This is a genomic window from Massilia terrae, assembly GCF_024753145.1.
GTDB classification, from domain to species: domain Bacteria; phylum Pseudomonadota; class Gammaproteobacteria; order Burkholderiales; family Burkholderiaceae_D; genus Telluria; species Telluria terrae.
In genome coordinates this window covers 1,168,654-1,192,075 of the sequence record NZ_JANUGU010000001.1, presented here as the reverse complement: position 1 = coordinate 1,192,075, position 23,422 = coordinate 1,168,654, and the positions used below count along the sequence as shown (strand labels likewise).

The following is a 23,422-nucleotide window of genomic DNA, read 5'->3' as shown; positions in this document are numbered from 1 at the left end:
TAAAGCGTTTTCCGGCCTCGCAAGGGCAGCGGCCCTTCATTTCTAATTTGACATAATACAAATTATGCGAATCGACGTCTGGCATCAAAACAGCTTTCGCCTTTATGATGCGCGCCATGATTACCTGTTTCGATATCGGCGGCAGCGCCATCAAATGCGCCGTGGCGACGGCTGGAGGCCGGATCGGCGAGCTGCACCGGGTGCCAACGCCTACCCACGACTTCGCCGCTTTTACTCATTCAATGCAAGCGCTGATCGATTCCGGCGGCCCGTCGCGCGGCGTCGCCATCTCGATCGCCGGCGTTGTCGACCCAGCGGACGGCCGCATCAAATGCGCCAACATCCCGTGCATCGATGGCCGCGCGCTGGCCAGCGACTTGAGCTCCGCTTTCGGCCTGCCCGTGTGGATCATCAACGACGCCGACAGCTTCGCCCTTGCCGAAGCCCAGGCCGGCGCCGGACGCGGCCACACCAACGTGTTCGGCCTGATCCTGGGCACCGGCGTCGGCGGTGGCCTCGTGATCGGCGGACGGCTGATCGGCGGCCCGGGCGGCTTCGCCGGCGAATGGGGCCATGGCCCGGTCGCCGCGCAGTTTGCCGGCACGCCGCCGCAGGCCATCCCGCGCTTCCAGTGCGGCTGCGGCCAAGCCGGCTGCCTGGACACGGTCGGCGGCGCGCGAGGTCTCGAACGCCTGCACGTCGCGTTAAACGAAACGCAAAAGGACAGCCGCGAGATCATCGCAGCCTGGCAGGCCGGCGATGCCGATGCCGAACGCACCATCGCGTGTTTCATCGATCTGCTCAGCGGCCCGCTGGCCATGCTGGTCAATACCATCGGCGCCTCGATCCTGCCGGTCGGCGGCGGTCTGGCCAACAGCGCTCCGTTGATTGCGCGGCTTGACGAGGCGGTTCGCGCCGCCATCCTGCGCAAGACCGATGCTCCGATCATCGTGCCCGGCCAGGCCGGCACGGAACCGGGACTGATCGGCGCGGCCTGGCTGGGACTTGAGAAACTGGGAATCACGCATGGATAAGAAGATCACGCTAGAAGTCTGCGTCGACAACGTGCACGGGCTGGCCGCCGCATTTGCCGGCGGCGCCGATCGCATCGAACTATGCAGCGCGCTGGAAATCGGTGGCCTGACGCCGACCACCGGCCTGTTGCACGCGGCTTCGGCCAGCCCGGTGCCGGTGGTGGCAATGATTCGCCCGCGCGGCGGCGACTTCTGCTTCGACGACGCTGAAACCCAGCTGATGCTGGCCGAGATCGACGCGGTCGGCGCCGCCGGCCTGCAAGGCGTGGTGCTTGGCGCCTCGCTGCGGGACGGCCAGCTGGACTGGCGCACGCTGGAACGCCTGGTCGGCCGCGCTGCCGATCACGGGCTGCGCTGGACACTGCACCGGGCCATTGACCTGTGCCCGGATCTGGCCGAAGCGACGAAACTGGCCGTCGCTATGGGTTTCGAGCGCATCCTGACCTCCGGCGGCGCCAAGAGCGCGCCGCGAGGCATTGACGGCCTGCAGCGCTGCTTCGCCGCCGCCGCCGGACGCATCACCATCATGCCCGGCGCAGGCATCAACGCGGACAATGTGCGCGTGCTGCGCGCGCAACTGCCACTGACCGACGTCCACGCATCATGCTCGGATGCGCTGCCTTCAGCGTCGCCGCAGGTTCTGGCTTTCGGCTTCGATTCCGGCGCCCGCCGCCAGACAAGCAGCGAAAAAGTCGCCGCATTGAAGTCTGCGCTCCTGGCCTGACCCAACCCTCCTCTTGAAATTCCCGGCCGCTTGTGGGACACTCGCCGAGATTCGAGTGAAACCGGTTTCACTTTCCAGCGGGAGCACACTGTTTGTCGTTCGACCTGACCCTTCTTGCGCCCTATCTCGGCGACCTGGCTGCCGGCGCCCGCCTGACCGCCCTCGCCTGCGCGCTGGCCTTGGCCGGCGGCCTCGTGTTGGGCATCATCGCAGCCCTGATGCGCACCGCCGCATCGCCGCTGGCACGGCGGGTGGCCGAGGTCTACGTCGACATCTTCCGCAACGTGCCTTTCATCGTCCAGCTGTTCTTCCTGTTCTACGGGTTGCCGGAAATCGGCGTCGAGCTCGACGCCTTCAGCACCGGCGTGCTGGCGCTGTCGCTGGCCGGCGGCGCCTTCACTTCCGATGTGATCCGCTCCGGCATCCTGGCGGTGGAACCGGGCGTGCTGGAGGCGGCGCAGGTCAGCGGCCTGTCGCGCTTCGCGCTCTATCGTCGCATCGTGCTGCCGATCGCGCTGCGCAGTTCCGTGCGTCCGCTGGGATCGGTGTTCGTCAACCTGATCCTGACCTCGTCCATCCTGTCGGCGATCACGCTCAATGAGCTGACCGGCAGCGCCAAGATCATCGCGGCGGACACCTTCCAACCCTTCGAGGTGTACGCCCTGCTCCTGGTCCTGTATGCCGTCCTGACCTGGCTGGTGTCGCTGTCTGCCGGCGCGCTGCACCGGCGCCTGAACCGGGATCACGGCTGATGCGCTACACCGATTTCACGCCGCATGACCTGATCCTGCTGCTGCAGGGACTGGGCGTCTCCGTCGCCCTGTTCGCCGCCACCACCGCCATCGGCCTGGTCATCGGCCTGGCCTGGGCGATGCTGCGCTACTACCGCACGCCGGTGCTGGCGCCATTGGCCGCCGCGGTGACCGAGCTGCTGAAGAATTCGCCCGTGCTGGTGCAGCTGTTCCTCGTCTTCTTCGGCTTGCCCGTGCTGCTCGAGACCGACCTCACGCCGGTGCAGGCCGCCCTCATCACGCTGTCCGGCAATACGGCAGCTTTCATCTACGTGATCGCGGTGTCCGCCATCGAATCGGTGGGCCGCGATCAACTGGAAGCGGCGCGCGTATTCGGCTTGAGCCGCTGGCAAACGCTGCGCCGCATCGTGGCGCCACAGGCTGCAGCGTTCGGCCTCGGACCGCTGGCCGGGCTGCTGGTGAACCAGCTGCAGGTGACCTCGCTGATCTCGGTAATCGGCGTGGCCGACCTGACCAAGGTCGGCGCCATCCTGAACCTGCGCACGCTCAAGCCCTTCATCGTGTGGACCGTGATCGGCCTGCTGTACTACCTGATGGCCAGGCTGATCGCCCGGGCCTGCGCCCGCGCCGAGACCCGCTTGCGCGCCCATAGTCAATGGAAGGGTTTGTAGAATGATTCAGATCGAAGGCGTGGCCAAACGCTTCGGCAAGCACACGGTGCTCGATGGTGTAGACCTGCGCATCGCGCCGGGCGAAGTAGTGTCGATCCTCGGGGCCAGCGGCTCCGGCAAGTCGACCCTGATCCGCTGCATCAACGGCCTCGAAAAGCTCGATGGCGGAACGATTTCCGTCGACGGCAACCGCGTGGACAACCCGAAGCAGCTGCAGCTTGCGCGCCGGTGCTGCGGCACCGTGTTCCAGCTGTTTAATCTGTATCCGCACATGACGGCGCTGCAGAACATCGCGCTGGCGCCGATCGAAGTGCTGAAGGTGCCGCGCCGCCAGGCCGAAGACGAGGCGCGCGAACTGCTGGCTTCCGTGGGACTGGCCGGCCGCGTGGACGCCTATCCCGCGCAGCTCTCCGGCGGACAGCGCCAGCGTGTCGGCATCTGCCGCGCGCTCGCGATGAAGCCGCGCTACCTGCTGCTGGACGAAGTGACCAGCGCGCTCGATCCCGAGATGACGGCCGAGGTGCTGGCCATCCTCGCCAAGCTCGCGGAGAACGGCACCACGATGCTGTTCGTCACACACGAAATCGAATTCGCCCGCCAGATCTCCGATCGCATCGTGTTCCTCGACCAGGGCCGGCTGCTGGCCGACCTGCCAACCGCGCAGTTCTTCGCCGCGGACGGTGGCCTGGCGCAGCCGCGCATCGCCCAATTCCTTTCAAAAATGAGTAAGTCATGAGAATGCTGCTTGCGAACGCCGAGGCCTGGCCCGGCTTTGAGACCAGCGTCGAGCTGCTGAAGCAAGGCGGCGCCAGTATCGAGTCCCTCGTCAGCGGCATCGCCAAGGTCGAACGCGAGGCGAAGGTGCGCAGCGTCGGCTACGGCGGCTGGCCCAATATGCTGGGCGACATGGAGTTCGACGCCGGCGTCATGGACGGCACGACGCGCGACGTCGGCGCAGTCGGCGCAGTGCCGGGCACCCTGCCCGTCTCCGCACTGGCGCACGAGGTGATGAAGCACCTGCCACACGTGATGTTGACTGGCGCCGGCGCGCGTCGCTTCGCCACTGAGCGTGGATTCGCAATCGATGAGGTGCTGCACCCGGACAGCAAGCGCGTGTGGTGGGAACGGCTGCAGAAGGAGATGTCGCCGGAGCAGCTGGCAGCTTTTCCCGATATCGCGCTGGCCCCGCTCAGCAACACCATCACCGACCCCGAACGCGTGCGCGACACCACGGTCTTCCTGGGCCGCGACGCGGGCGATAACATCGGCGTGGTCACGTCGACATCCGGCTGGGCGTGGAAGTATCCGGGCCGGCTGGGTGACTCGCCGATTCCGGGCGCCGGCTTCTACGCGGACAGCCGCTACGGCGCCGCGGCCTGCACCCACACCGGCGAAATGACCATGCGCTGCGGGACCTCGCGCAGCATCGTGCTCGCGCTGCGGCTTGGCTATACTCTGCAGGACGCCATCAAGCTGGCGGTGGACGAATTGTCGGAGCTGAAGACCGGATTCCTGGCCGGTGTCGTCATCCACGCGATGGACGCCAAAGGCAATCACCAGGTCGTCAACTACCGCTGCGACGAAGAGATCCGCTACTGGTACTGGGACGAGCGCATGGCCGCGCCGGAATTGCGCGTCGCCTCCGCCATCCAATCTTGAAAGGACAGATCATGCAGCATCGCCTGAAACGCTACGCCGCCGCGGCGGCCTTGATGTTGGTTGCGACGTCGGCGCTGGCCGGACGCATCGAGGACATCAAGGCGCGCGGCTACGTGCGCATCGGTGTCTCGCTGGGCGGCGAGCCGGTCGGCTTTCGCAACGCCAGCAATGAACCGGTCGGCTATGACGTCGACGTCGCCAAACAGCTCGCTGCGAAGCTTGGCGTGCCGGCGCGCTTTTCGGATGTCTCCAGCGATGCGCGCATCTCGATGCTGATGTCGAAGCAGCTCGACCTGGTGGTGGCGAACGTCTCGATCACGCCGCAGCGCGCGCGCGTGGTGGATTTTTCGATCCCTTACAACGTAGCCGGCCTGCGCGTGATCGCGCAAAAGAGCGCGTACATCAAGACGCTGGCGGACCTGAACGGCAAGCGTGTGGTGGTCGGCCGCGGCACCACCGCGGACGCCTTCCTGAGGAAATCGGCGCCGCAGGCGGTGTTCGTCTACACCGATAATTTCGCGCCGGATGGCGTCCTGCTGCTGCAGCAGAAGCGCGCCGACGCCGGCATCGAGGATTCGTCGCTGCTCGACTACCTGGCCAGCAAGAATGAGCAGCTGGAGACGCTGCCGACGATGTACGGCAATACGCCGATCGGCATCGCGATGGCCAAGGGCGATCCGGCGCTGCTGAAGTTCGTGAACGGTTTCGTCTCGGACTACATCAAGTCCGGCGCCTACGCGGCCAACTACAAGAAGTGGTGGGGTAGTAAAGCTGCACCGCCGGCGTTGACCCCGCAATAATTTTAGCCGGTCAGCCGAGGAACGAAGCGGGTGGCGACCAGCACGTGGTCGCTGTTCTGCGCCAGGTCCGCGGGCTGGTTCAGGATACGCACGATCTGCGCCACGTAGTCGCGCTTGTCCGCGCCGATGGATGAAATCGGATAGGCGTCGAACTGCGTCAGCGAGATGTTATCGAAGCCGTACAGCCGGAAGCGGGCTGGCCGGTGCTCCGGAAAATGCCGGCGGTGCGCATCCAGCACGCCCATCGCCATCGCATCCGAGGTACAGAACACGGCGCCGGTGGCTTCCACGTCGATCTGCTGCGCCAGCGCGCGTCCGCTGGCGTATGAATAATCCCCGGCCAGTTCGGCCAGCAGCGTGATGCCATGCGATGCCAGCGCCGCGCGATAGGACGCGATACGGGCCTTCTCCACCAGCGACATCGTCCGTCCTGTCAGCAGCAGCGCCGTCCGCACACCTTTGGCGGCGGCATCGGCCACAGCCTCTCGAATCCCTTGGTCCTCGTCCATCGTGACTGACGGCGCGCCCGGATCGTGATGGCCATTCAGCATCAGCACCGCGTTGTTGCGGAACATGCGCCGCACGGTGGCGGCATCGGCAAAATCAGAAAACACCAGCGCCGCATCGACGTGATACGCAACCCCGTCGCGCAGGAAGGCTTCGGCATGGTCGCCCGCGCCGACACGGATGAAGATGACCTGCTTGCCGATCGCCTGGATCTCCGCCAGCAGCAGGTCGAACAGGTCGAGGTCCGACAGGTCGTGGATGTGATTGACGAGGATGGCGACCAGGTTGACCGTCTTGTTGGCCAGCCCGCGCGCGAGCAGATTGGGACGGAAGCCCAGCTGCTCGGCGGCACGCAGCACCCGCTCGCGCTTGTCGGCGGACACGGGACGCGGCTGCGCAGACAGGGCGCGCGACGCGATTGCGCGCGACACGCCCGCCAGCGCGGCGACATCGGACAGGGTCGGCTCCGGGGCGGGTTTCAGGGCGTCGTTCATGGCCCCGATTATACCCGCCCGAGAATCAATCCTTACGCAGCACGACGTGGGTAGCGGCCGCGGTCGGAACGTGCTCGGTGCAGCGGAATCCCATGGCTGCCAGGTCCAGGCCTTCGAACAGGTTCTCGCCTGAACCCAGCAACACAGGGGAGATCGCCAGGTGCATCTCATCGAGCAGGCCGGCGCGCAGGTACTCGCGCACCGTTTCAACGCCACCGCCCAGTCGCACATCCTTGCCGTTGGCGGCCTTCATCGCCTGGTCGTAGGCGGACTGGATGCCGTCGGTGACGAAATAGAAGGTGGTGCCGCCCTTCATTTCCAACGGCTCGCGCGGATAGTGAGTCAGCACGTACACGGGCACGTGGTACGGCGGTTCGTCGCCCCACCAGCCCTTCCAGCTGTCGTCAGGCCACGGACCACGCACAGGACCGAACATATTGCGGCCCAGGATCCATGCGCCGATATTCTCGAAACCACGCGCGGCGAAGTCCTCGTCCGCACCGTCCGTTCCCTTGCCCGCGTTGCCGATCATGGTCTGGAAAGTGCGGGTGCCGCGGAACCACTGGTGCAACGTGCCGCCACGCTCCCCCATCGGGTTTTCCAGGGTCTGGTTCGGTCCCGCTCCGAAGCCATCGAGCGAGATGGTGAAGCTTCGTACTTTGAGTTCGGACATCTGGTCTCCTTTTTTGTGTGCGGAGCGTCACGCGCTCCCGGGGTTCATGATCGATACCCCCATCAGCCCCACGACCACTTCCTGCGACAAGGTTTCCAGCATCACCCTTCGCAGCTTGATTCCGGGCCGCAAGCGGCAATTGAGCAGCATCGCGCGGCAGTTCTCGCCCAATTGTACAGTCTCCGGCCATGGTTTCTTCACCACGAATGCGTCAGCCGGATCGGTATAGTCGCTGCGCGAATGCTGCTCGACGGACAGGCCGGTGACGACGATCGGACACAGGTTCCAGTAGTTTTCCGGCGGGACCAGCTCCAGCCTGTCTTCCCGTCCATCCTCGTATTCCAGGCGCACGACCGCGTTCGCGATGTGGCACTGCATGACATTGGTCGAGCCGGCGATCAGCAGGAACACCGCTTCCCCGCTGCGGTCGACCGGGACCGAGACCTGGCTGGGCCAGTTGTCCCACAGTGAGGTGAACGCGACATTTTGCGCGTCCTTCCAAGCGAACGGCACGCCCTGCGGCGTCCGGATCTGGCCGGGGCCGCTGCGCAGGGCGTTGATCCTGTCGAGCTTGATTTCGGGCGGGCCACTCTTCCAGTGGGTGAAGGTCCACGGGGAATAGCCATCACTACCGATGCGCAGGGAAACCGTCGCGGGGCGCGGCGACAGGTATTGCTGCTTGAAGATGGTCCGGATGTCGCCATTGGCAGCGCTCGCCAGCCCGACAGTCGCCCACGACGCTACTTGCGGTATGCGTGCCAAGGTTTGTGCGCGGCGCGTACGCTCGGCCGCCGGATCGTCGATTCGAAGGTGGAACACCCGCCATTGCGGTGCGTCAGCCTCTTCGACCGCGAGGAATACGGTATGGGGTCCGGGATTCGGGGCGAGCAAGGCCGTCACGCGCCTGCCGTCAACGCGGGCGTTCGATAATGCGCCTTCTGGGTCGGAGATCGCGAGGATGGAGGCGCCGTTCGCGTCGAGCGCGATCGGCTCGCCGACATTTCCCGCCACGACAGTTGCGGCGACCGTTGTCCCCTGCAGCGCCAGGTCGACACTGACGGCCACCTTTGCCCGCGCCGGCAAGTCGATTTCGAGCATCGAGTGGCCAAATCCCGGGACAGTCCGGAAACTCACGTGACGTCCGTCGGCGCGTACCGCTTTCGGTTTGCCGCGCACCGGCAGCCGCAGCGTCAAGGGCGCCGGCCTGGCCAGCTCCACGTCAAGCGAAAGCCGGGTGCTGGAGCGCACAAAGCGCAGCGCGAAATCCGGGGTGCGAATCTCCGCTTGTGGCCAGCTGGCCGGAAACTGTGGAGCGATGACCACGCGTCCATTCGGATAATCGGGCCGGTAGCCGAACAGTCCTTCGACCACGCTGCGGCAGAACATGTGCACGCAGTCGCCAAAATCGGTGCCGCCCTGCAGGCCGCCCAGGTTGCCCGGCACATTGCCGTTGAAACCGGCCTGCATGAAGGCGCCGCGCAGGATGTCCCATCCGTCTTCGGCCAGACCTGCCTGGAAATTGGCCAATGCCAAGTGATAGTTATCGCCGGGCCAGTTCTCGCGGACTGACCAGATGCCGGGCACCCAGTTCGAGGTGACCACCGTCCGGCCGCCCAGCGGCATGCGCTTGTTTTCGAGGGTTGATGCGGCGTAATGCAAAGCCTGGACGGCCTGCTCTGGCGAAAGCAGGGAATCGGCATCGACCGCCAGGAAGATACTGTAAAGCCAGGGATCATCGTGGCGGCGCTGATGGCCACCCTGCTCCACGAAGGCGCCCGGGTGCCCCTTGCGCTCGTTCCACAGCTTGCCGAAAAAGCCGGCGCGGATGCGCTCCAGCACGGCCTCATGCCGCGCCACCGAAGCAAGGTCGCCGGCGCGCCGGGCCATGTCCCGCGCCGCGACATGGCCGCGCCAGGCATACACCGTCGCCTCGACCGAGCCGCCGCCGTTGTACCAGACCGAATCGGTGGGCCAGCTGTTGATATAGCTTTCGTAGAGACCGTCGCCGTCAGGGTCGAAGCACTCGCGCAGCCATTCGAGATGCAGCTCGAGGGCGGGACGCAACCGAGCCTCGAACGCGGCATCGCCGGTCGCGCGCCAGCTATGGATCAGCTGGTCGAAGAACTGCGATTGCATATCGTAGATGCCCTGGTCGAGCACGATCCGGCCGCGGCCGTACAGGCGCGAATCCGGATGCTGTTCACTGTGCAGCCGCGACGGATCGGTTCTGGCGCTGGTCTTGTCCGAAACAGTGACCTGGCGCGCCAGATAGTGAGCGGCTTGCGCGCCTACCCGTTCATGCCAGCCAAGCGCGGTGGCGCCGTACAAGGTGCGCCAGCCGGGCAGCGGCTTATCCCATAGCATGGCGCCGTGAACGAAAACCGGCGGACGCCACAGGCCATCGACGGCCAGCGCCGCCACCGGTGCAAGCGCGTTCAGGTAGGGATCGGGCGTGGAGACGGTAAAGCGGCCTGCCACCTGCACTCGCCGTTCGAGCGCGTTCTCGAACGCCGCCTTGGGATCCGGTGGGGCGCCCTTCCCTTGCTGCTCCGCCACCTTCACCGCGAAGAATGCTTCGTGCAACTGGTCGCCCGCGATACGGCCGCATACCAGCGGCAATTCGCCGCCGGCGCCGCTTGCCAGCGAACGCGGGTCGGCCAGGGCCGAGGCGTCGCCGACTGTCATGGTCGTTGGCACACTCCAGCGGCCGGCGCTGATCGTGCGGTCCAGCCCAAGCTGGAACGAATCCGCTTCCAGGGACGCGTGATTCCCGCGGCAGCGCTCGGGCTGGAATCCTTGCTTCAGCAGCTCAGGATGCCCGACCACATCCAGCTTCCAGGCGGCGCGGCCGCCCGGCTTGTACACGCCGCCATAGGCCCATACCAGCTCATCGCCGGCACGCGCGCCATTCACCCGCAAACGCAGCGCGAGGCCGGCGCCGTCCATCGTCGGCACGAGGTCCAGGTAGAATTCCAGATCGGGCCATCGCTCGCTGCGGACCAGCCAGCCAGCCACGCCGTCGCGAAAACTGGCTTCCGCCTGCAGCTCGTGTAGCCACGCCGCCGCTTGGCCGGGGCGCGCAAACGCCAGCATCAACGCACCGTGGACGAAGGCGTTCTGGCCCAGCCGCACCAGCGGCAGGTCGCCGGCCAGCACGAAGGAACCGTCGTTTCCTCCATAGAGCGGCCGGTTACCGATAAAGCCACGCCCAGCGCGCGTCACAATGGCGCCCTCGCGCAGCGCATAGTCGGCCGGGCTGCCACCTGCCGACGCCGATACGGCCGCCGCTGCCTGCACGGCCCGCGCCGGCAGCAGCACCGTCGCTACGCCGGCAGCGGCAATCTCGAGGAATTGGCGGCGATCAGTCATTGGATCAGGTACGAAGGTTTGGTGTCACTGCGCGCCAATCTTCGTCTATTCGACCCCGATAGTCTGATCAGAAATTTGATTTTTGTTCATCGTGTCACCCCATGTGCATTTACACGTGGAACACTCAAGGAAGCTCTCGCGATTGGCAACGGCAGGACAGGCGCAATGGTGTCTGGCCGGGTCGCCCAAGCGAGCCGCATGACGTTTCTCATAGCAACGGCCACCAGCCCCGATGATGCCGCCGGCGCCGTGCGCGCGCGAACCGAGGCGGCTGCCCGCAAAAGCTACGTCGATATAAAAGCGGATCACGTTGCGGCAGTATCAACAGGATCGGCATCGTTCCGCCAACGAGACAAACAATCAAGAAAGGAAAGACCTTGTTCCCAAGCCTCCCCGCTGCCCGAGCTTCCCGCTTACCGGTCCTGAAAGGCATTGCGCTCGCGGCGTTCCTGCTGGCCTGTGGCGCCCACGCGGAGACCGTCGTCAGGATCAACACCGCCGTCGCGGGAACACCGATCAGCCCGCACTTCTACGGCTTGATGACGGAGGAGATCAACTATTCCTACGACGGCGGCCTGTACGCAGAGCTGATCCGGAACCGGGCCTTCCGGGACGACGAAAACCAGCCGGTCCACTGGTCCCTGGTGCAAGCCAGCGGCGGCGCGGCCACGATGATGCTGGATCGGGATTCGCCAATTCCGGGAACAGCACTGACGACGGCACTCAAGCTTGACGCCACCGGAGCGGCGTCCGGCCGCCGCGTGGGCGTCGCCAACGATGGCTACTGGGGGATTCCCGTCAAGCCCGGCACCACTTACCGCGCCAGCTTCTACGCGCGCGCAGTGGCCGGAGGCGCGGTGCCGGTCCGCGCCAGCATCGAAAGCAGCGACGGCGCCACGGTCTACGCCAGCGCCAGCATCGCCGGAATTAGTGGGCAATGGACCAAGTACTCCGTTCAATTGACCACACCCGCGAACCTCGCTCCCACCACGGACGCACGCTTCGTGCTGTCAACTGAAAAACCGGGGACGCTTCTGTTCAACCAGGTCTCGCTGTTTCCTCCCACGCTGAATGACCGGCCGAACGGGCTGCGTCCCGACCTGATGAAAATGATGGCCGACATGCGGCCGAAATTCGTGCGCCTCCCGGGCGGGAACTACCTCGAAGGTGATACGGTCAACACGCGCTTCCAGTGGAAACAGACCCTGGGGCCGATCGAGCAGCGTCCGGGCCACATGGGCACCTGGCGCTACCGGTCCTCCGATGGCATGGGCCTGCTGGAATTCCTCACCTGGACCGAAGATATCGGCGCCGAACCGCTGTTGGCCGTGTTCGCCGGCTACGCGCTCAAGGGCGAGACCATCGCCGCCGGCCCCGCGCTGCAGCCCTACGTCGACGAGGCGCTGGACGAGATCGAATACGTGATCGGCGGCGTCGACACCAAGTGGGGTGCGCAGCGTGCAAAAGATGGGCATCCGGCGCCGTTCAAGCTGAATTATATTGAGATCGGCAACGAGGACGGATTCGACAAGCAGAAGACCTATGACGGCCGCTTCACCCAGTTCTACGACGCGATCAAGGCCAAGTACCCGCAGCTGAAACTCATCTCGACCGTCAATGGCCTGGACAGCCTGGGACAGCGCCAGCACCTGTCCAGCCGTGTGCCCGACCTGATCGACGAACACTACTATTTCGACGGCCGCGCCGGGATGGAAGCCGCGCACCGCTACGACAAATACGACCGCTCGCGGCCGAAGATCCTGATCGGCGAATGGGCCACGCGCGAAGGCGCGCCGACCACCAATATGCTGGGCGCGCTGGGCGATGCCGCTTTCATGACCGGCATGGAGCGCAACGCCGACATCATCAGCATGGCCAGCTACGCGCCGCTGTTCGTGAACGTCAACAAGGGCGGCATGCAGTGGCGAAGCGACCTGATCGGGTACGACGGCCTGACCAGCTATGGCTCGCCCTCGTATTACGCGCAAAAGATGTTCAGCGAATATCTCGGCACGGCTTCCCTGCCGCTGTCGGCCGAGGGCGTGCCGATGCAGAGCTGGACGCCGGCGGAGCGCAAGAACGAGGCGCCAAAGCCGCCACGGGATATTCCCAGCCTGTACTTCTCGGCAACCCGTGACGCCCAAAAAGGTGAGCTCTACATCAAGGTCGTGAATACCGTAGCCACGCCGCAAGAGGTGCGTATCGAGCTGGACGGTGCGAAGCAAGTGCTGCCGACTGGGGGCAAGGTGGTCCTCGCTGCCGCCGCGCCTGACGAGACCAATTCGATTGCCGATCCGAAGCACATCGTGCCAGTCGAATCGCCGGCGAGCGGCTTCGCTCCCAGCTTCAGCCAGACGTTTGCGCCGTATTCGGTGACCGTCCTGAAAATCGCGCTCAACCCTTATTAAAAGTAAGTCGTGCGTTCCTGAACGCGGGCTGGCTGGTGCAAAATGGTGGACAATTGTTGCACCAGCGTAGCGGCGACCTTGCCGCTCACCATCCAGCCCCCATCTGTCCAGGAATGAACAAGCGCCTTGCCCTTGACCGTATCTGGCGAAATTTCCACCCGGCCGTGTCCGGATGGTTCCGTTCAACCTTCCCGGCCGCAACCGAAGCGCAGCAGCACGCCTGGCCGCTGATCCAGTCCGGCCAGCCGACCCTGGTGGCCGCGCCCACCGGTTCGGGCAAGACCTTGACGGCCTTCCTGGCCGCGATCGACTCGCTGGTGCGCCAGTCCTCGGTCTCGCCCCTGCCCGACGAGACGCAAGTCCTGTACGTGTCGCCGCTCAAGGCGCTGTCGAACGACATCCACGTCAACCTTGAGGCGCCGCTCGAAGGTATCGGCCGCCAGTTGGCCGACATGGATCTTCCGCCGCACGGCATCCGCGCCGCCGTACGCACCGGCGACACCACAGCTGCGGAACGCAAGCAGATGCGCCGCAAGCCGCCGCACATCCTCGTCACCACGCCGGAATCGCTGTACGTGCTGCTCGGGTCGGACAGCGGCCGGGCCATGCTGTCCACAGTTCGGACAGTGATCGTCGACGAGATCCACGCGGTCGCCGGCAGCAAACGCGGCAGCCATCTTTCGCTCAGCCTCGAGCGGCTGGATTCGCTGTGCGAACACAAGCCCGTGCGAGTCGGCCTGTCGGCCACCCAGAAACCGCTGTCGGCGGTGGCCGATTTTCTCGTCGGCCGATCGGGTTCCGAATGCGCCGTGGTCGACGTCGGCCACGTGCGCGCCCGCGACCTCGCGCTCGAGCTGCCACCGGTGCCGCTGGAAGCCGTCATGGCAAACGAAGTCTGGGAACGCGTCTACGACCGCATGGCCGAACTGGTGGTCCAGCACCGCACCACGCTCATCTTCGTGAACACGCGCCGCATGGCCGAACGCGCGGCACGCCATCTCGGCGAACGCCTCGGCGCCGAACACGTCGCCGCGCACCACGGCAGCCTGGCCAAAGAATACCGCCTCGATGCCGAACAGCGCCTCAAGCGGGGCGCGCTGCGCGTACTGATCGCGACCGCTTCGCTGGAACTGGGCATCGACATCGGCGACGTCGACCTCGTGTGCCAGGTCGGATCGCCGCGCAATATCGCTGCCCTGCTCCAGCGCGTCGGCCGGTCCGGCCACCACGTCGGCGGGATGCCGAAGGGCCGCCTGTTCCCGACCTCGCGCGACGATTTGATCGAGTGCGCCGCCCTCCTCGACTGCGTCCAGCGCGGCGAGCTGGATATGCTGCACATCCCGCTCGCGCCGCTGGACGTGCTCGCGCAGCAGATCGTCGCGGAAGTCGCCTGCCGCGAATGGGCCGAGGATGAACTGTTCGCGCTGGTTCGGCGCGCCCAGCCTTACGCCGACCTCGAACGCACCCGTTTCGACAGCGTGCTGCGCATGCTCGCGGAAGGCTACACCACCCGCAATGGCGTGCGCGGCGCCTATCTTCACCGCGATGCCGCGGCGGGCACGGTGCGTGGCCGCCGCGGCGGGAAGATGGCGGCGGTGACTTCGGGCGGCACCATCCCCGACAACGCCGACTACATGGTGATGTTGGAGCCGCAGGGCCATTCGGTCGGCACCGTCAACGAAGACTTCGCGGTCGAGAGCCTGGCCGGCGACGTGTTCCAGCTCGGGAACCGCTCCTACCGCATCCTGCGGGTCGAAGCGGGCAAGGTGCGGGTCGAGGACGCACACGGCGCCGCGCCCAACATCCCGTTCTGGCTGGGCGAGGCGCCGGGCCGCAGCGACGAGCTGTCCGCCGGCGTGGCCCGCCTTCGCGACGAGATCGAGCGCGTGCTCGCGGCAGGTGGTGAAGGCGAGGCCGCGCTGGACCACGCCAGCGCATGGCTGGCCGAGCACCTAGGCCTGCACGAAGACGCCGCGCGCCAGATCGTCGACTACCTCGCCCGCGCGCGGGCCGCCCTCGGCGCCTTGCCGACCCAGCAAACGCTCATCATGGAGCGCTTCTTCGATGAATCCGGCGGCATGCAGCTGGTGCTGCACACGCCGTTCGGCAGCCGCATCAACCGGGCCTGGGGGCTCGCGCTGCGCAAGCGCTTCTGCCGCAGCTTCAACTTTGAACTGCAGGCTGCGGCCACCGAAGACGCGATCATCCTGTCGCTGTCGACCAGCCACAGCTTCCCGCTGGACGAGGTGTGGCGCTACCTGCGCGCGGCGAGCGCGGAGCATATCCTGGTGCAGGCGCTGCTCGATGCGCCGCTGTTCAACGTGCGGTGGCGCTGGAACGCCACCACTGCCCTCGCCCTGCCCCGCTTCGCAGGCGGCCACCGCGTCGCGCCCCAACTCCAGCGCATGAAGAGCGATGACCTGCTGGCGTCCGTGTTCCCCGACCAGGCGGCCTGCCTCGAGAACATCGTCGGCGAGCGCGAGCTGCCCAGCCACCCGCTGGTCGACCAGACCCTCGACGACTGCCTGCACGAGGCAATGGACAGTGAAGGCTGGCTGGCCGTGCTGCGCCGGATCGAATCCGGCGAATTGCGGCTGATCGCGCGCGATCTGCCCGCGCCGTCGCCGCTGGCGGCCGAAATTCTCAACGCCCGTCCGTACGCCTTCCTCGACGACGCGCCGCTGGAGGAACGGCGGGCACGCGCTGTAATGAGCCGCCGCTGGACCGATCCGGCCACCACGGACGACCTGGGCGAACTGGACGCGGACGCGATCGCCGCCGTCGCGGACGAGGCTTGGCCGCGGGCGCGCAATGCGGACGAGATGCAGGAAGCGCTGGTGGCGCTCGGCTGCATCACGGAGGCCGAGGCGGCACGAGAGGAAGCCTGGCCCGCCATGCTGGCCGATCTGGCCGCGGCCGGCCGTACGACGCGCCTGCGCGATGCCGGCGGCGCCGACCTCTGGGTCGCGCTGGAACGGCTGGACTGCGTGCAGGCCGTCTATCCGCACGCGACGATCTCGCCCGCGCTGACGGTGCCGGACAGCCATCGCGGCGACGGCGAAGAAGACTGGACCCGCGACGCAGCGCTCGTCGAACTGGTACGCGCTCGCCTGTCCGGCTTCGGGCCCCAGCCGGTGACGGCGATCGCCGTAAGCCTCGCGCTGACAGAAGCCGATACCGCGATCGCGCTGGCCGCGCTGGAAAGCGAAGGCTACGTCATGCGCGGCCAGTTCACGCCGGGAGCGAGCGAGGAAGAGTGGTGCGAACGCCATCTGCTGGCGCGCATCCACCGCTACACCATCAAACGTCTGCGGCGCGAAATCGAGCCGGTCGAGCCGCGCGACTTCATGCGCTTCCTGTTCGACTGGCAGCACCTGACACCGGATACGCTGCTGCAGGGACAGGACGCGCTGCCGCAGGTGCTGGCCCAGCTCGAGGGCTACGAGGCCGCCGCCGGCGCCTGGGAAAGCGACCTGCTCGCGCTGCGCCTGCAGGATTATTCGATCCTGTGGCTGGACGAGCTTTGCCGCGCCGGCAAAATCGTCTGGACCCGCCTCGGCGCGCCCCGCTCCGCGTCCGCCGGCCCGATACGCACGACGCCGATCGTGCTGCTGGCGCGCCGCCAGTCAGCGGCATGGCATGCGCTGCCGGCGCCGACCGGCGAGCCGGAGATTTCGCCCCGCGCGGCCCGCGTGCTCGAGGCGCTGCGGCGCGACGGCGCGCTGTTCTTTGACGAGCTGCAGCATGATGCGCATCTGCTGCCGGTGGAGCTGGAGAACGCGCTCGGCGAGCTGGTCGCCACGGGCCTGGTCAATGCCGACAGCTTTGCCGGCATGCGCGCGATGCTGCTCCCGCCGAACAAGCGGGCCACCGCCGACAAGCGCAAGCGGCGCGGCGCCGGCCCGAGCATGGAAGAAGCCGGACGCTGGGCGCTGGTGCGCCGCGCGCAGCCTGAAACGCCGACGGAGCGGCGCCCGCGCACCGATCCCCAAGCGCTGGAACACGTCGCGATGACGCTGCTGCGCCGCTACGGCGTGATGTTCTGGCGCCTGCTTGAACGCGAAGCCGCGTGGATGCCGTCGTGGCGCGAGCTGCTGCCGGTGTACCACAAGCTGGAGGCGCGTGGCGAGATCCGCGGCGGCCGTTTCGTCGCCGGCTTCTCGGGCGAGCAGTTCGCGCTGCCCGAAGCGGTGCCGGTGCTGCGCGAGATGCGCCGCCGCGAGCACGATGGAACCCTCGTGTGCATCTCGGGCGTCGACCCGCTCAACCTTTGCGGCACGCTCCTGCCGGGCGCGAAGGTGCCTGCCCTCGCCGGCAACCGCATCCTGTTCCGCGACGGCGTCCCGGTCGCGTCCATCGTCAGCGGCAAGATCAGCTACCAGGACGAAGGCGCAGCGGACCGCGAGTTGCTGCACGCGCGGCTGGTGGGGCACAGCCGGCCCGCGATGCCTTCGCTTCGGCCGCCACCTTCGAAGTCACGCACGGTGGATGTCCTTCGCTATTGAGAACGAATCCTGCTTGCCTGTTGGATAGATTTGCAAGAATATATCGCATCGCAAATGCCAACCAGGGAAGCCGTCCATGCGCAGAAAGCTCCTCGCCGCCGTCATCGCCACCGTCCTCGCCGCCACTGCGACCGCCGAAACCAGGCCATCGCTCGCCTACCAGTCGGTCGACCCGATGATCGGCACCGGCGGCGACGGCCACACTTATCCCGGCGCGACGACGCCCTTCGGCATGATCCAGCTGAGCCCCGACACGGAGCAGACCAACTTCAAGAAGAGCTACAAGTGGGCCGCCGGCTACCAGTATGGCGACAGCAGCATCCTCGGCTTCTCGCACACGCACTTCTCCGGCAGCGGCCACTCGGACCTGGGCGACGTGCTGGTGATGCCGATCGCCGGCGAGGTCAAGCTCGATCCCGGCACGCCGGATGCGCCACGCAGCGGCTACCGCTCGCAATTCAGCCACGCGACTGAACATGCGGAGCCGGGCTACTACGCGGTTACGCTGGCCGACTACAACACGCGCGCCGAGCTGACCGCCAGTGCGCGCGTGGGCTGGCATCGCTACACCTTCCCGGCCGGGCAGCCTGCGCATGTGCTGCTCGACCTGCGGTCCAGTATTTACGACTACGAGGGCAAGGTGCTGTGGTCCACGATCCGGGTGCGGCCGGATGGCACCGTCACCGGCGCCCGCGAAACGCGCGGCTGGGCGCCGGGCCGCCAGCTCTTCTTCGCGATGCGCTTTTCCGCGCCGATGACGAAGCGCCAGCTGATCGACCGCGAATCCAACAAGACCTACCGCGGCTTCAAGGGACCGGGCACGTCGCCAGCGGATACGGCTGAAGTCCAGGGCAAGGCCCTGGAAGCGGTCTTCGACTTCGGCAAGCTAGGTGCGCCGCTTCTGCTGAAAGTGGCCGTATCCACCGTCAGCGAGGACAACGCCGTCGGCAACCTCGATCACGATGCTCCGGGCTGGGACTTCGACGGCGCCCGCGCCCAGGCACGCGGCGCATGGGAGCAGGCGCTGGCGGCGGTCGACGTGGACGCGCCGGAACCGATGCGCAAGAGCTTCTATACGGCGCTGTATCACTCGATGCTGGCGCCGAACCTGGCGATGGACTGGAACGGCGAATATCGCGGCCCCGACCATCAGGTGCACTTCGCGCAGGACTACAGCTTTTACTCCACCTGGTCGACCTGGGACACCTACCGCGCCGAGCATCCGCTGATGACCCTCGTGCAGCCGCCCCAGCGCACCAACGACTTCGTGAACTCGCTGATCGCCGCGCAGAAAGCCAGCCCCTTCGGCATCCTGCCGGTGTGGGCCTACCAGGGGCTGGAGACCTGGTGCATGATCGGCTATCACTCGGTGCCGATCATCGCCGACGCCTACATGAAAGGCATCCGCGGCTATTCGATCGACGATGCGCTGAAGGCGATGACCAAGTCCGCCACCTATGCGCCGTATGCGGGATTGGGCGACTACATGAAGCTCGGTTACGTCGCCATCGACAAGGAACCCGAGGCGGCATCGAAAACGCTGGAATACGCCTTCGACGACTGGACCATCGCGCAGGTGGCGCGCAGCGCAGGCCGCAAGGATCTCGCGGCCACCTTCGAGAAGCGCGCAGCAAACTGGCGCAATGTGTTCGATCCGGCCACCGGTTTCGTCCGCGCCCGCAAGACCGATGGCAGCTTCAACACGCCCTTCGATCCGGCGGCGGTCGGCTACGGCAGCGATTACACTGAGGGGAACGCCTGGCAGTATTCGTGGTACGTCCCGCAGGACATTGGCGGCCTGCAGAAGGAACTGGGCGGTGCCGACAAGCTCAGTGCGAAACTCGACGCGCTGTTCGAGGCCAAGGTCGATCCGAAAGCTTTCGCCCACGTCGAGGACATCTCGGGGCTGATCGGCTACTACGCGCACGGCAATGAGCCGAGCCACCACATCGCCTACCTGTACGGCTACACGGGCCAGCCGTGGCGCACGCAGGAGCGCCTCAAGCAGATCATGGACAGCCAGTACTCCCCGACCCCGACCGGCCTGGCGGGCAACGACGACCTGGGCCAGATGTCAGCCTGGTATGTGTTCACGGCGATGGGCTTTTACCCCGTGGCGCCGGCCAGCAACCAATATGTGATCGGGCGCCCCTTCGTCAGCCGCGCGACGGTCAATCTCCCGAACGGCAAGCGCTTCACGGTCGTCGCGGATAGCCTGGACGACGCGCACCCCTACATTGGCAAGGTGACGCTCAACGGCAAGCCGCTGGACCGCGTCTACCTGCGCCATGAGGACATCGAGGCCGGCGGCGAGCTGCGCTTCGAGATGCAGGCGCAGCCGAACAAGGATTGGGGCCGCGCGCCAGGCAGCCGACCGTTCTCGATGTCCGGCTACGGTTCCTGACGCATCACGACAACTGCAGACGGTAACCGACACCGGTTTCCGTCATCAGGTATCGCGGCTGCGCCGGGTCGTCTTCGAGCTTGTGCCGCAAGTGGCCCATGTAGATGCGCAGGTAATGCGCATTCTCCGATTGATTCGGCCCCCAGACTGCACGCAGCAATTGCGGGGTAGTCATCACCTTGCCGGCGTTGGTGACCAGTACCGCCAGCAGCCGGTGTTCTATCGGCGTCAGCCGCACCGGCTGGCCGGAACGGATGACGCGCCGGTCCTGAAGGTTCACCGTCACGTCGCCAAAATTGACATCGCCAGTCGGGTCGGCATCGACAGCGCGCTGGCGCCGGCGCGATGCGCGCACCCGGGCCAGAAGCTCGCCGACGCCAAACGGCTTGGTCAGGTAGTCGTCGGCGCCGGCATCGAGTGCGCGAATCTTTTCCTCTTCATGGGTGCGCGCGGACAGCACGATCACCGGCACGGCGGACCACGAGCGCAGCTCCGCAATGAAGTCGACCCCGTCCCCGTCCGGCAGGCCCAGATCGAGGATCACCAGATCCGGCTTGCGCGTCCCCGCGTCGATCAGGCCGCGCCGGTAGCCATCGGCCTCTTGCACATGCCATCCTTCTTGTTCGAGCGCGCTACGCACGAAGCGCCTGATATGCGGCTCGTCCTCCACCAGCAGGGCGGTGCCCGCGGAATCAGTCATGTTGTTCCTCAGTTTCCAATTCGTCCTCTGGCGACGGCAACGCCGGCGGTGTCCCCAGCGGGAGCGTGAACGTAAAGGCGGCGCCGCCCTGTGGTCGTGTGCGGGCGAAGATTGTGCCACCGTGCGCTTCCACGATCGCCCGGCAAATGGCGAGGCCCAGGCCTACGCCCGGCTTGGCCGATTCACGCTCGCCGCGCGTGAATTTCTCGAAAATCGCTTCCTCCTGTCCCGCGGGCAGCCCTGGACCATTGTCGTCCACAACGATGTGCAGCCAACCGTCGCACTGATGCGCAGCGACGGTCACAGTGCTTTGCGGCGGCGTGTATTTCCCCGCATTCTCCAGCAAATTGCAGAGCACCCGTTCGATCAGCACAGCGTCGAAGCGCACCAATGGCAGGTCGACCGGTACCCGTGTCGCGACCTTGTGCGCGCCAAGCGCCGGACCACAGGCGCGCAGCGCGCTTCCGACCACTTCCTCGACCGGGTGCCATTGCAGGTTCAGGTGCACTTCGCCGCTTTGGATACGCGCCATGTCGAGCAGGTTGGACACCAGCGTGCCCATGCGCGTGGCCTCGTCGCACAGCGCTTGCGCCGTCTGGCGCTGCAGGCCGCTCAACGGCGGCGAGGACGTTGCGAGCGATTCGGCAAGGCCAACCAGCGACGTCAATGGAGTACGCAGGTCATGCGACAACGCCGCCAGCAATGAGTTGCGCAGCCGCTCGGACTCGATCCGGATCAGCGCGCCCTGCGCGACCTCAATGTAATGGACGCGCTCGAGCGCGATGGCGATCAGCGTCGCGAACGTGTCCAGTTGTCGCCGTAGCTCCGGCGACAGCAGCCAGCTCGGCTCGTCCGACTGCAGCGCCAGCACCCCGCGGGTACGCATCGGCGCGATCAGCGGAAGGTAGAACGCGGCACTACCTGCCAGGGTGTCGGTGCCCATGCCGGCAGGCGCCGAGTGATCATAGGACCACTGCGCGATGCCCACCTCCACCGCCGCCCGTCCTTCGCCACCCGGCTGGAGTTGAAGCCTCCCCTCGTCGTCCGGCAGCAGCAGGGCCATGCGCGCACCGAACACGCGCCGGATCGCGTCGTACGTCGTCTCCTGGATTTGTTCGGTCTGCAGGACGCCCGACAGCGCCCGTGCGAATTCATACAGCGCCCGTACCCTGCCCTCGCGCTGCCACGCGACCCGCGCCTGGAAGCGCAGGCCGGCCGTAAGGTGCCCAGTGATCAGGCCAACCGCGAGCATCACGGCGAAGGTCACCAGGTATTGGAAATCGGACACCGCGAAGGTGAAGCGCGGCGGCACGAAGAAGAAATCGAAACAGGCGACGCCAACGCAGGTCGCCGTCACCGAAGGCCCGCGGCCGAAACGCACCGCCACCAGCAACACCACCAACAGGAACAGCATGGCGATGTTGGCCAGGTCGAGGTGGCCGATCGCCGGCGTGGCCAGCAGCGCCATGCCGAGTGCGGCCACCGCGGCCCAAAGATGGGCCAATCGGCGCTGCGCTGCGCCCGGCACCGCGCCGGCCAGGGTGGAAAGCGAGAGCCGGGCGGCGCGCCCTGCCGGCGAGCCACCGGCGGCGACTTCAATGAGATCGATATCTGGTGCCAACCGTGCGAAGCTGCGGCTGCGCGGCTGGTGCCACGGCCATGGGCTGCTGTCTCGTCCAAACGCGATCTTCGACAGATTGTGGCTGCGCGCATAGTCGATGGCGGTGGCTGCCACGTCGGCGCCGGCCAGCACCGCCGTATCCGCTCCCAGCTCCTGCGCCAACCTGATGGCCTGGAGGATCGCCTCGCGCTCCGGCTTGGCCAGGCGCTGCAGCGCCGGTGTCTCCACATACACCGCATGCCACTGAGCGCCCATCTGGCCGGCGAGCCGTGCGGCACTGCGCACCACGCGTTCGGCATCGTCGCCCGGCCCGACGCAGGCGAGCAACGCGCCGGCCGTATTCCACACCGGCTCGATCGACTTCTCGATGCGGTAGGCGCGCACATCATCTTCGATGCGCTCGGCGGTGCGGCGCAGGGCTAGCTCGCGCAAGGCGATCAGGTTCCCTTTGCGGAAGAAGTTATTGCCTGCACGCTCGGCCTGCGGCGCCTGGTAAACCTTGCCTTCCTTCAGCCGCACGAGCAGCTCATCGGCCGGAAGATCGACCAGCACCACCTCGTTCGCGTCATCGAAGACGGTGTCCGGCACGGTCTCCCCGACTCGGATGCCGGTAATGCCGCCCACCACGTCGTTCAGGCTTTCCAGGTGCTGAACATTCACCGTGGTGAAAACGTCGATGCCGGCAGCCAGCAGCTCCTCGACGTCCTGCCAGCGCTTCGCGTGGCGCGAACCCGGCACATTGGAGTGAGCCAGCTCGTCGACCAGCATCAGCTCCGGGGCACGCTCGAGCGCCTGGTCGATGTCGAATTCCGGCAGCAGCTTGCCGCGATACTCGATGCTCCTGCGCGGCAGGATTTCGAGCCCTTGCAGCAGCGCCTCGGTTTCCTTGCGGCCGTGGGTTTCGACCACGCCGACCAGCAGCTTGCGGCCCGAGGCCTGCAGCTCGCGCGCCGCCGACAGCATTGCATATGTCTTGCCCACGCCGGCCGAGGCGCCAAAATAGATGCGCAGCCTGCCGCGCGCGGCCTTGCGCTCGGCGGCCTGGACCCGCGCCAGCAAGGCATCGGGGTCGGGCCGCAGATCGTCGCCAGGAGTTGCCAT

At 66.5% G+C, this 23,422-nt stretch carries 15 protein-coding genes; 10 read left to right on the top strand and 5 right to left on the bottom strand.

Annotated features, from left to right (window positions below; translation table 11 throughout):
• The first annotated feature begins 116 nt into the window (after positions 1–116).
• The 7 genes from NX778_RS05110 (at position 117) to NX778_RS05080 (ending at position 5,640) form a co-directional block, all read left to right on the top strand.
• Positions 117–1,034, top strand: a complete 918-nt coding sequence (locus tag NX778_RS05110) for an ROK family protein (RefSeq protein WP_258810584.1) — start codon at positions 117–119, stop codon at positions 1,032–1,034.
• On the top strand, positions 1,027–1,758 hold the full coding sequence (locus NX778_RS05105; protein ID WP_258810583.1) for a copper homeostasis protein CutC: 732 nt from the start codon (positions 1,027–1,029) through the stop codon (positions 1,756–1,758). The genes NX778_RS05110 and NX778_RS05105 overlap by 8 nt, the downstream gene beginning before the upstream one ends.
• Positions 1,759–1,850: 92 nt before the next feature.
• A complete protein-coding gene (locus NX778_RS05100) occupies positions 1,851–2,510 on the top strand; it encodes an amino acid ABC transporter permease (protein WP_258810582.1) in 660 nt (219 codons plus the stop codon).
• The gene (locus tag NX778_RS05095; protein ID WP_258810581.1) at positions 2,510–3,181 is read left to right on the top strand and encodes an amino acid ABC transporter permease; all 672 of its coding nucleotides are present in this window, start codon (positions 2,510–2,512) and stop codon (positions 3,179–3,181) included. Before NX778_RS05100 ends, NX778_RS05095 begins: the two co-directional genes overlap by 1 nt.
• 1 nt (position 3,182) lies before the next feature.
• Positions 3,183–3,917: an amino acid ABC transporter ATP-binding protein gene (locus NX778_RS05090; protein WP_258810580.1), complete on the top strand. Its 735-nt coding sequence runs from the start codon at positions 3,183–3,185 to the stop codon at positions 3,915–3,917.
• Positions 3,914–4,840, top strand: coding sequence for a glycosylasparaginase (locus NX778_RS05085; protein ID WP_258810579.1), 927 nt, complete (start codon positions 3,914–3,916; stop codon positions 4,838–4,840). Before NX778_RS05090 ends, NX778_RS05085 begins: the two co-directional genes overlap by 4 nt.
• Before the next feature lie 11 nt (positions 4,841–4,851).
• A complete protein-coding gene (locus NX778_RS05080; protein WP_258810578.1) occupies positions 4,852–5,640 on the top strand; it encodes a transporter substrate-binding domain-containing protein in 789 nt (262 codons plus the stop codon).
• A gap of 2 nt (positions 5,641–5,642) precedes the next feature.
• Here the strand turns inward: NX778_RS05080 and NX778_RS05075 are convergent, their stop codons facing one another.
• Genes NX778_RS05075 through NX778_RS05065 form a run of 3 tightly spaced genes read right to left on the bottom strand, consistent with a single transcriptional unit; the run spans position 5,643 to position 10,683 of the window.
• Positions 5,643–6,641 carry a LacI family DNA-binding transcriptional regulator gene (locus NX778_RS05075; RefSeq protein WP_258810577.1) on the bottom strand — a complete coding sequence of 333 codons (999 nt, stop codon included), beginning with the start codon at positions 6,639–6,641 and terminating at the stop codon, positions 5,643–5,645.
• Between the two features lie 25 nt (positions 6,642–6,666).
• The gene (locus NX778_RS05070; RefSeq protein WP_258810576.1) at positions 6,667–7,314 is read right to left on the bottom strand and encodes a dihydrofolate reductase family protein; all 648 of its coding nucleotides are present in this window, start codon (positions 7,312–7,314) and stop codon (positions 6,667–6,669) included.
• Positions 7,315–7,341: 27 nt separating this feature from the next.
• Complete coding sequence (locus NX778_RS05065) at positions 7,342–10,683, bottom strand: DUF4450 domain-containing protein (protein WP_258810575.1); 3,342 nt, start codon at positions 10,681–10,683, stop codon at positions 7,342–7,344.
• A 377-nt stretch (positions 10,684–11,060) separates the two neighbouring features.
• On the opposite strand from NX778_RS05065, the gene NX778_RS05060 reads away from it, so the two are divergent.
• The 3 genes from NX778_RS05060 to NX778_RS05050 all read left to right on the top strand — a co-directional run bounded on the left by NX778_RS05060 (position 11,061) and on the right by NX778_RS05050 (position 20,000).
• The gene (locus NX778_RS05060; RefSeq protein ID WP_258810574.1) at positions 11,061–13,091 is read left to right on the top strand and encodes an alpha-L-arabinofuranosidase family protein; all 2,031 of its coding nucleotides are present in this window, start codon (positions 11,061–11,063) and stop codon (positions 13,089–13,091) included.
• Between the two features lie 113 nt (positions 13,092–13,204).
• Positions 13,205–17,596 (top strand): DEAD/DEAH box helicase, encoded by a 4,392-nt coding sequence (locus NX778_RS05055; protein ID WP_258810573.1) that lies wholly within the window; start codon positions 13,205–13,207, stop codon positions 17,594–17,596.
• A gap of 76 nt (positions 17,597–17,672) precedes the next feature.
• On the top strand, positions 17,673–20,000 hold the full coding sequence (locus NX778_RS05050) for a GH92 family glycosyl hydrolase (protein ID WP_258810572.1): 2,328 nt from the start codon (positions 17,673–17,675) through the stop codon (positions 19,998–20,000).
• Positions 20,001–20,004: 4 nt separating this feature from the next.
• Here NX778_RS05050 and kdpE read toward each other — a convergent pair whose 3' ends face one another.
• Both kdpE and NX778_RS05040 read right to left on the bottom strand, forming a co-directional pair.
• Positions 20,005–20,700, bottom strand: coding sequence for a two-component system response regulator KdpE (gene kdpE / locus NX778_RS05045; protein WP_258810571.1), 696 nt, complete (start codon positions 20,698–20,700; stop codon positions 20,005–20,007).
• Complete coding sequence (locus NX778_RS05040; RefSeq protein ID WP_258810570.1) at positions 20,693–23,422, bottom strand: DUF4118 domain-containing protein; 2,730 nt, start codon at positions 23,420–23,422, stop codon at positions 20,693–20,695. Before NX778_RS05040 ends, kdpE begins: the two co-directional genes overlap by 8 nt.

Excerpts from the sequence above, each read along its gene's own strand:
- NX778_RS05085 (WP_258810579.1), top strand. The coding sequence starts at position 3,914 with ATGAGAATGCTGCTTGCGAACGCCGAGGCCTGGCCCGGCTTTGAGACC.
- NX778_RS05055 (WP_258810573.1), top strand. The coding sequence starts at position 13,205 with ATGAACAAGCGCCTTGCCCTTGACCGTATCTGGCGAAATTTCCACCCG.
- NX778_RS05050 (WP_258810572.1), top strand. The coding sequence starts at position 17,673 with ATGCGCAGAAAGCTCCTCGCCGCCGTCATCGCCACCGTCCTCGCCGCC.
- NX778_RS05070 (WP_258810576.1), bottom strand. The coding sequence starts at position 7,314 with ATGTCCGAACTCAAAGTACGAAGCTTCACCATCTCGCTCGATGGCTTC.
- NX778_RS05040 (WP_258810570.1), bottom strand. The coding sequence starts at position 23,422 with ATGGCAACTCCTGGCGACGATCTGCGGCCCGACCCCGATGCCTTGCTG.
- NX778_RS05110 (WP_258810584.1), top strand. The coding sequence starts at position 117 with ATGATTACCTGTTTCGATATCGGCGGCAGCGCCATCAAATGCGCCGTG.
- NX778_RS05065 (WP_258810575.1), bottom strand. The coding sequence starts at position 10,683 with ATGACTGATCGCCGCCAATTCCTCGAGATTGCCGCTGCCGGCGTAGCG.
- NX778_RS05090 (WP_258810580.1), top strand. The coding sequence starts at position 3,183 with ATGATTCAGATCGAAGGCGTGGCCAAACGCTTCGGCAAGCACACGGTG.
- NX778_RS05095 (WP_258810581.1), top strand. The coding sequence starts at position 2,510 with ATGCGCTACACCGATTTCACGCCGCATGACCTGATCCTGCTGCTGCAG.
- NX778_RS05105 (WP_258810583.1), top strand. The coding sequence starts at position 1,027 with ATGGATAAGAAGATCACGCTAGAAGTCTGCGTCGACAACGTGCACGGG.
- kdpE (WP_258810571.1), bottom strand. The coding sequence starts at position 20,700 with ATGACTGATTCCGCGGGCACCGCCCTGCTGGTGGAGGACGAGCCGCAT.
- NX778_RS05080 (WP_258810578.1), top strand. The coding sequence starts at position 4,852 with ATGCAGCATCGCCTGAAACGCTACGCCGCCGCGGCGGCCTTGATGTTG.
- NX778_RS05075 (WP_258810577.1), bottom strand. The coding sequence starts at position 6,641 with ATGAACGACGCCCTGAAACCCGCCCCGGAGCCGACCCTGTCCGATGTC.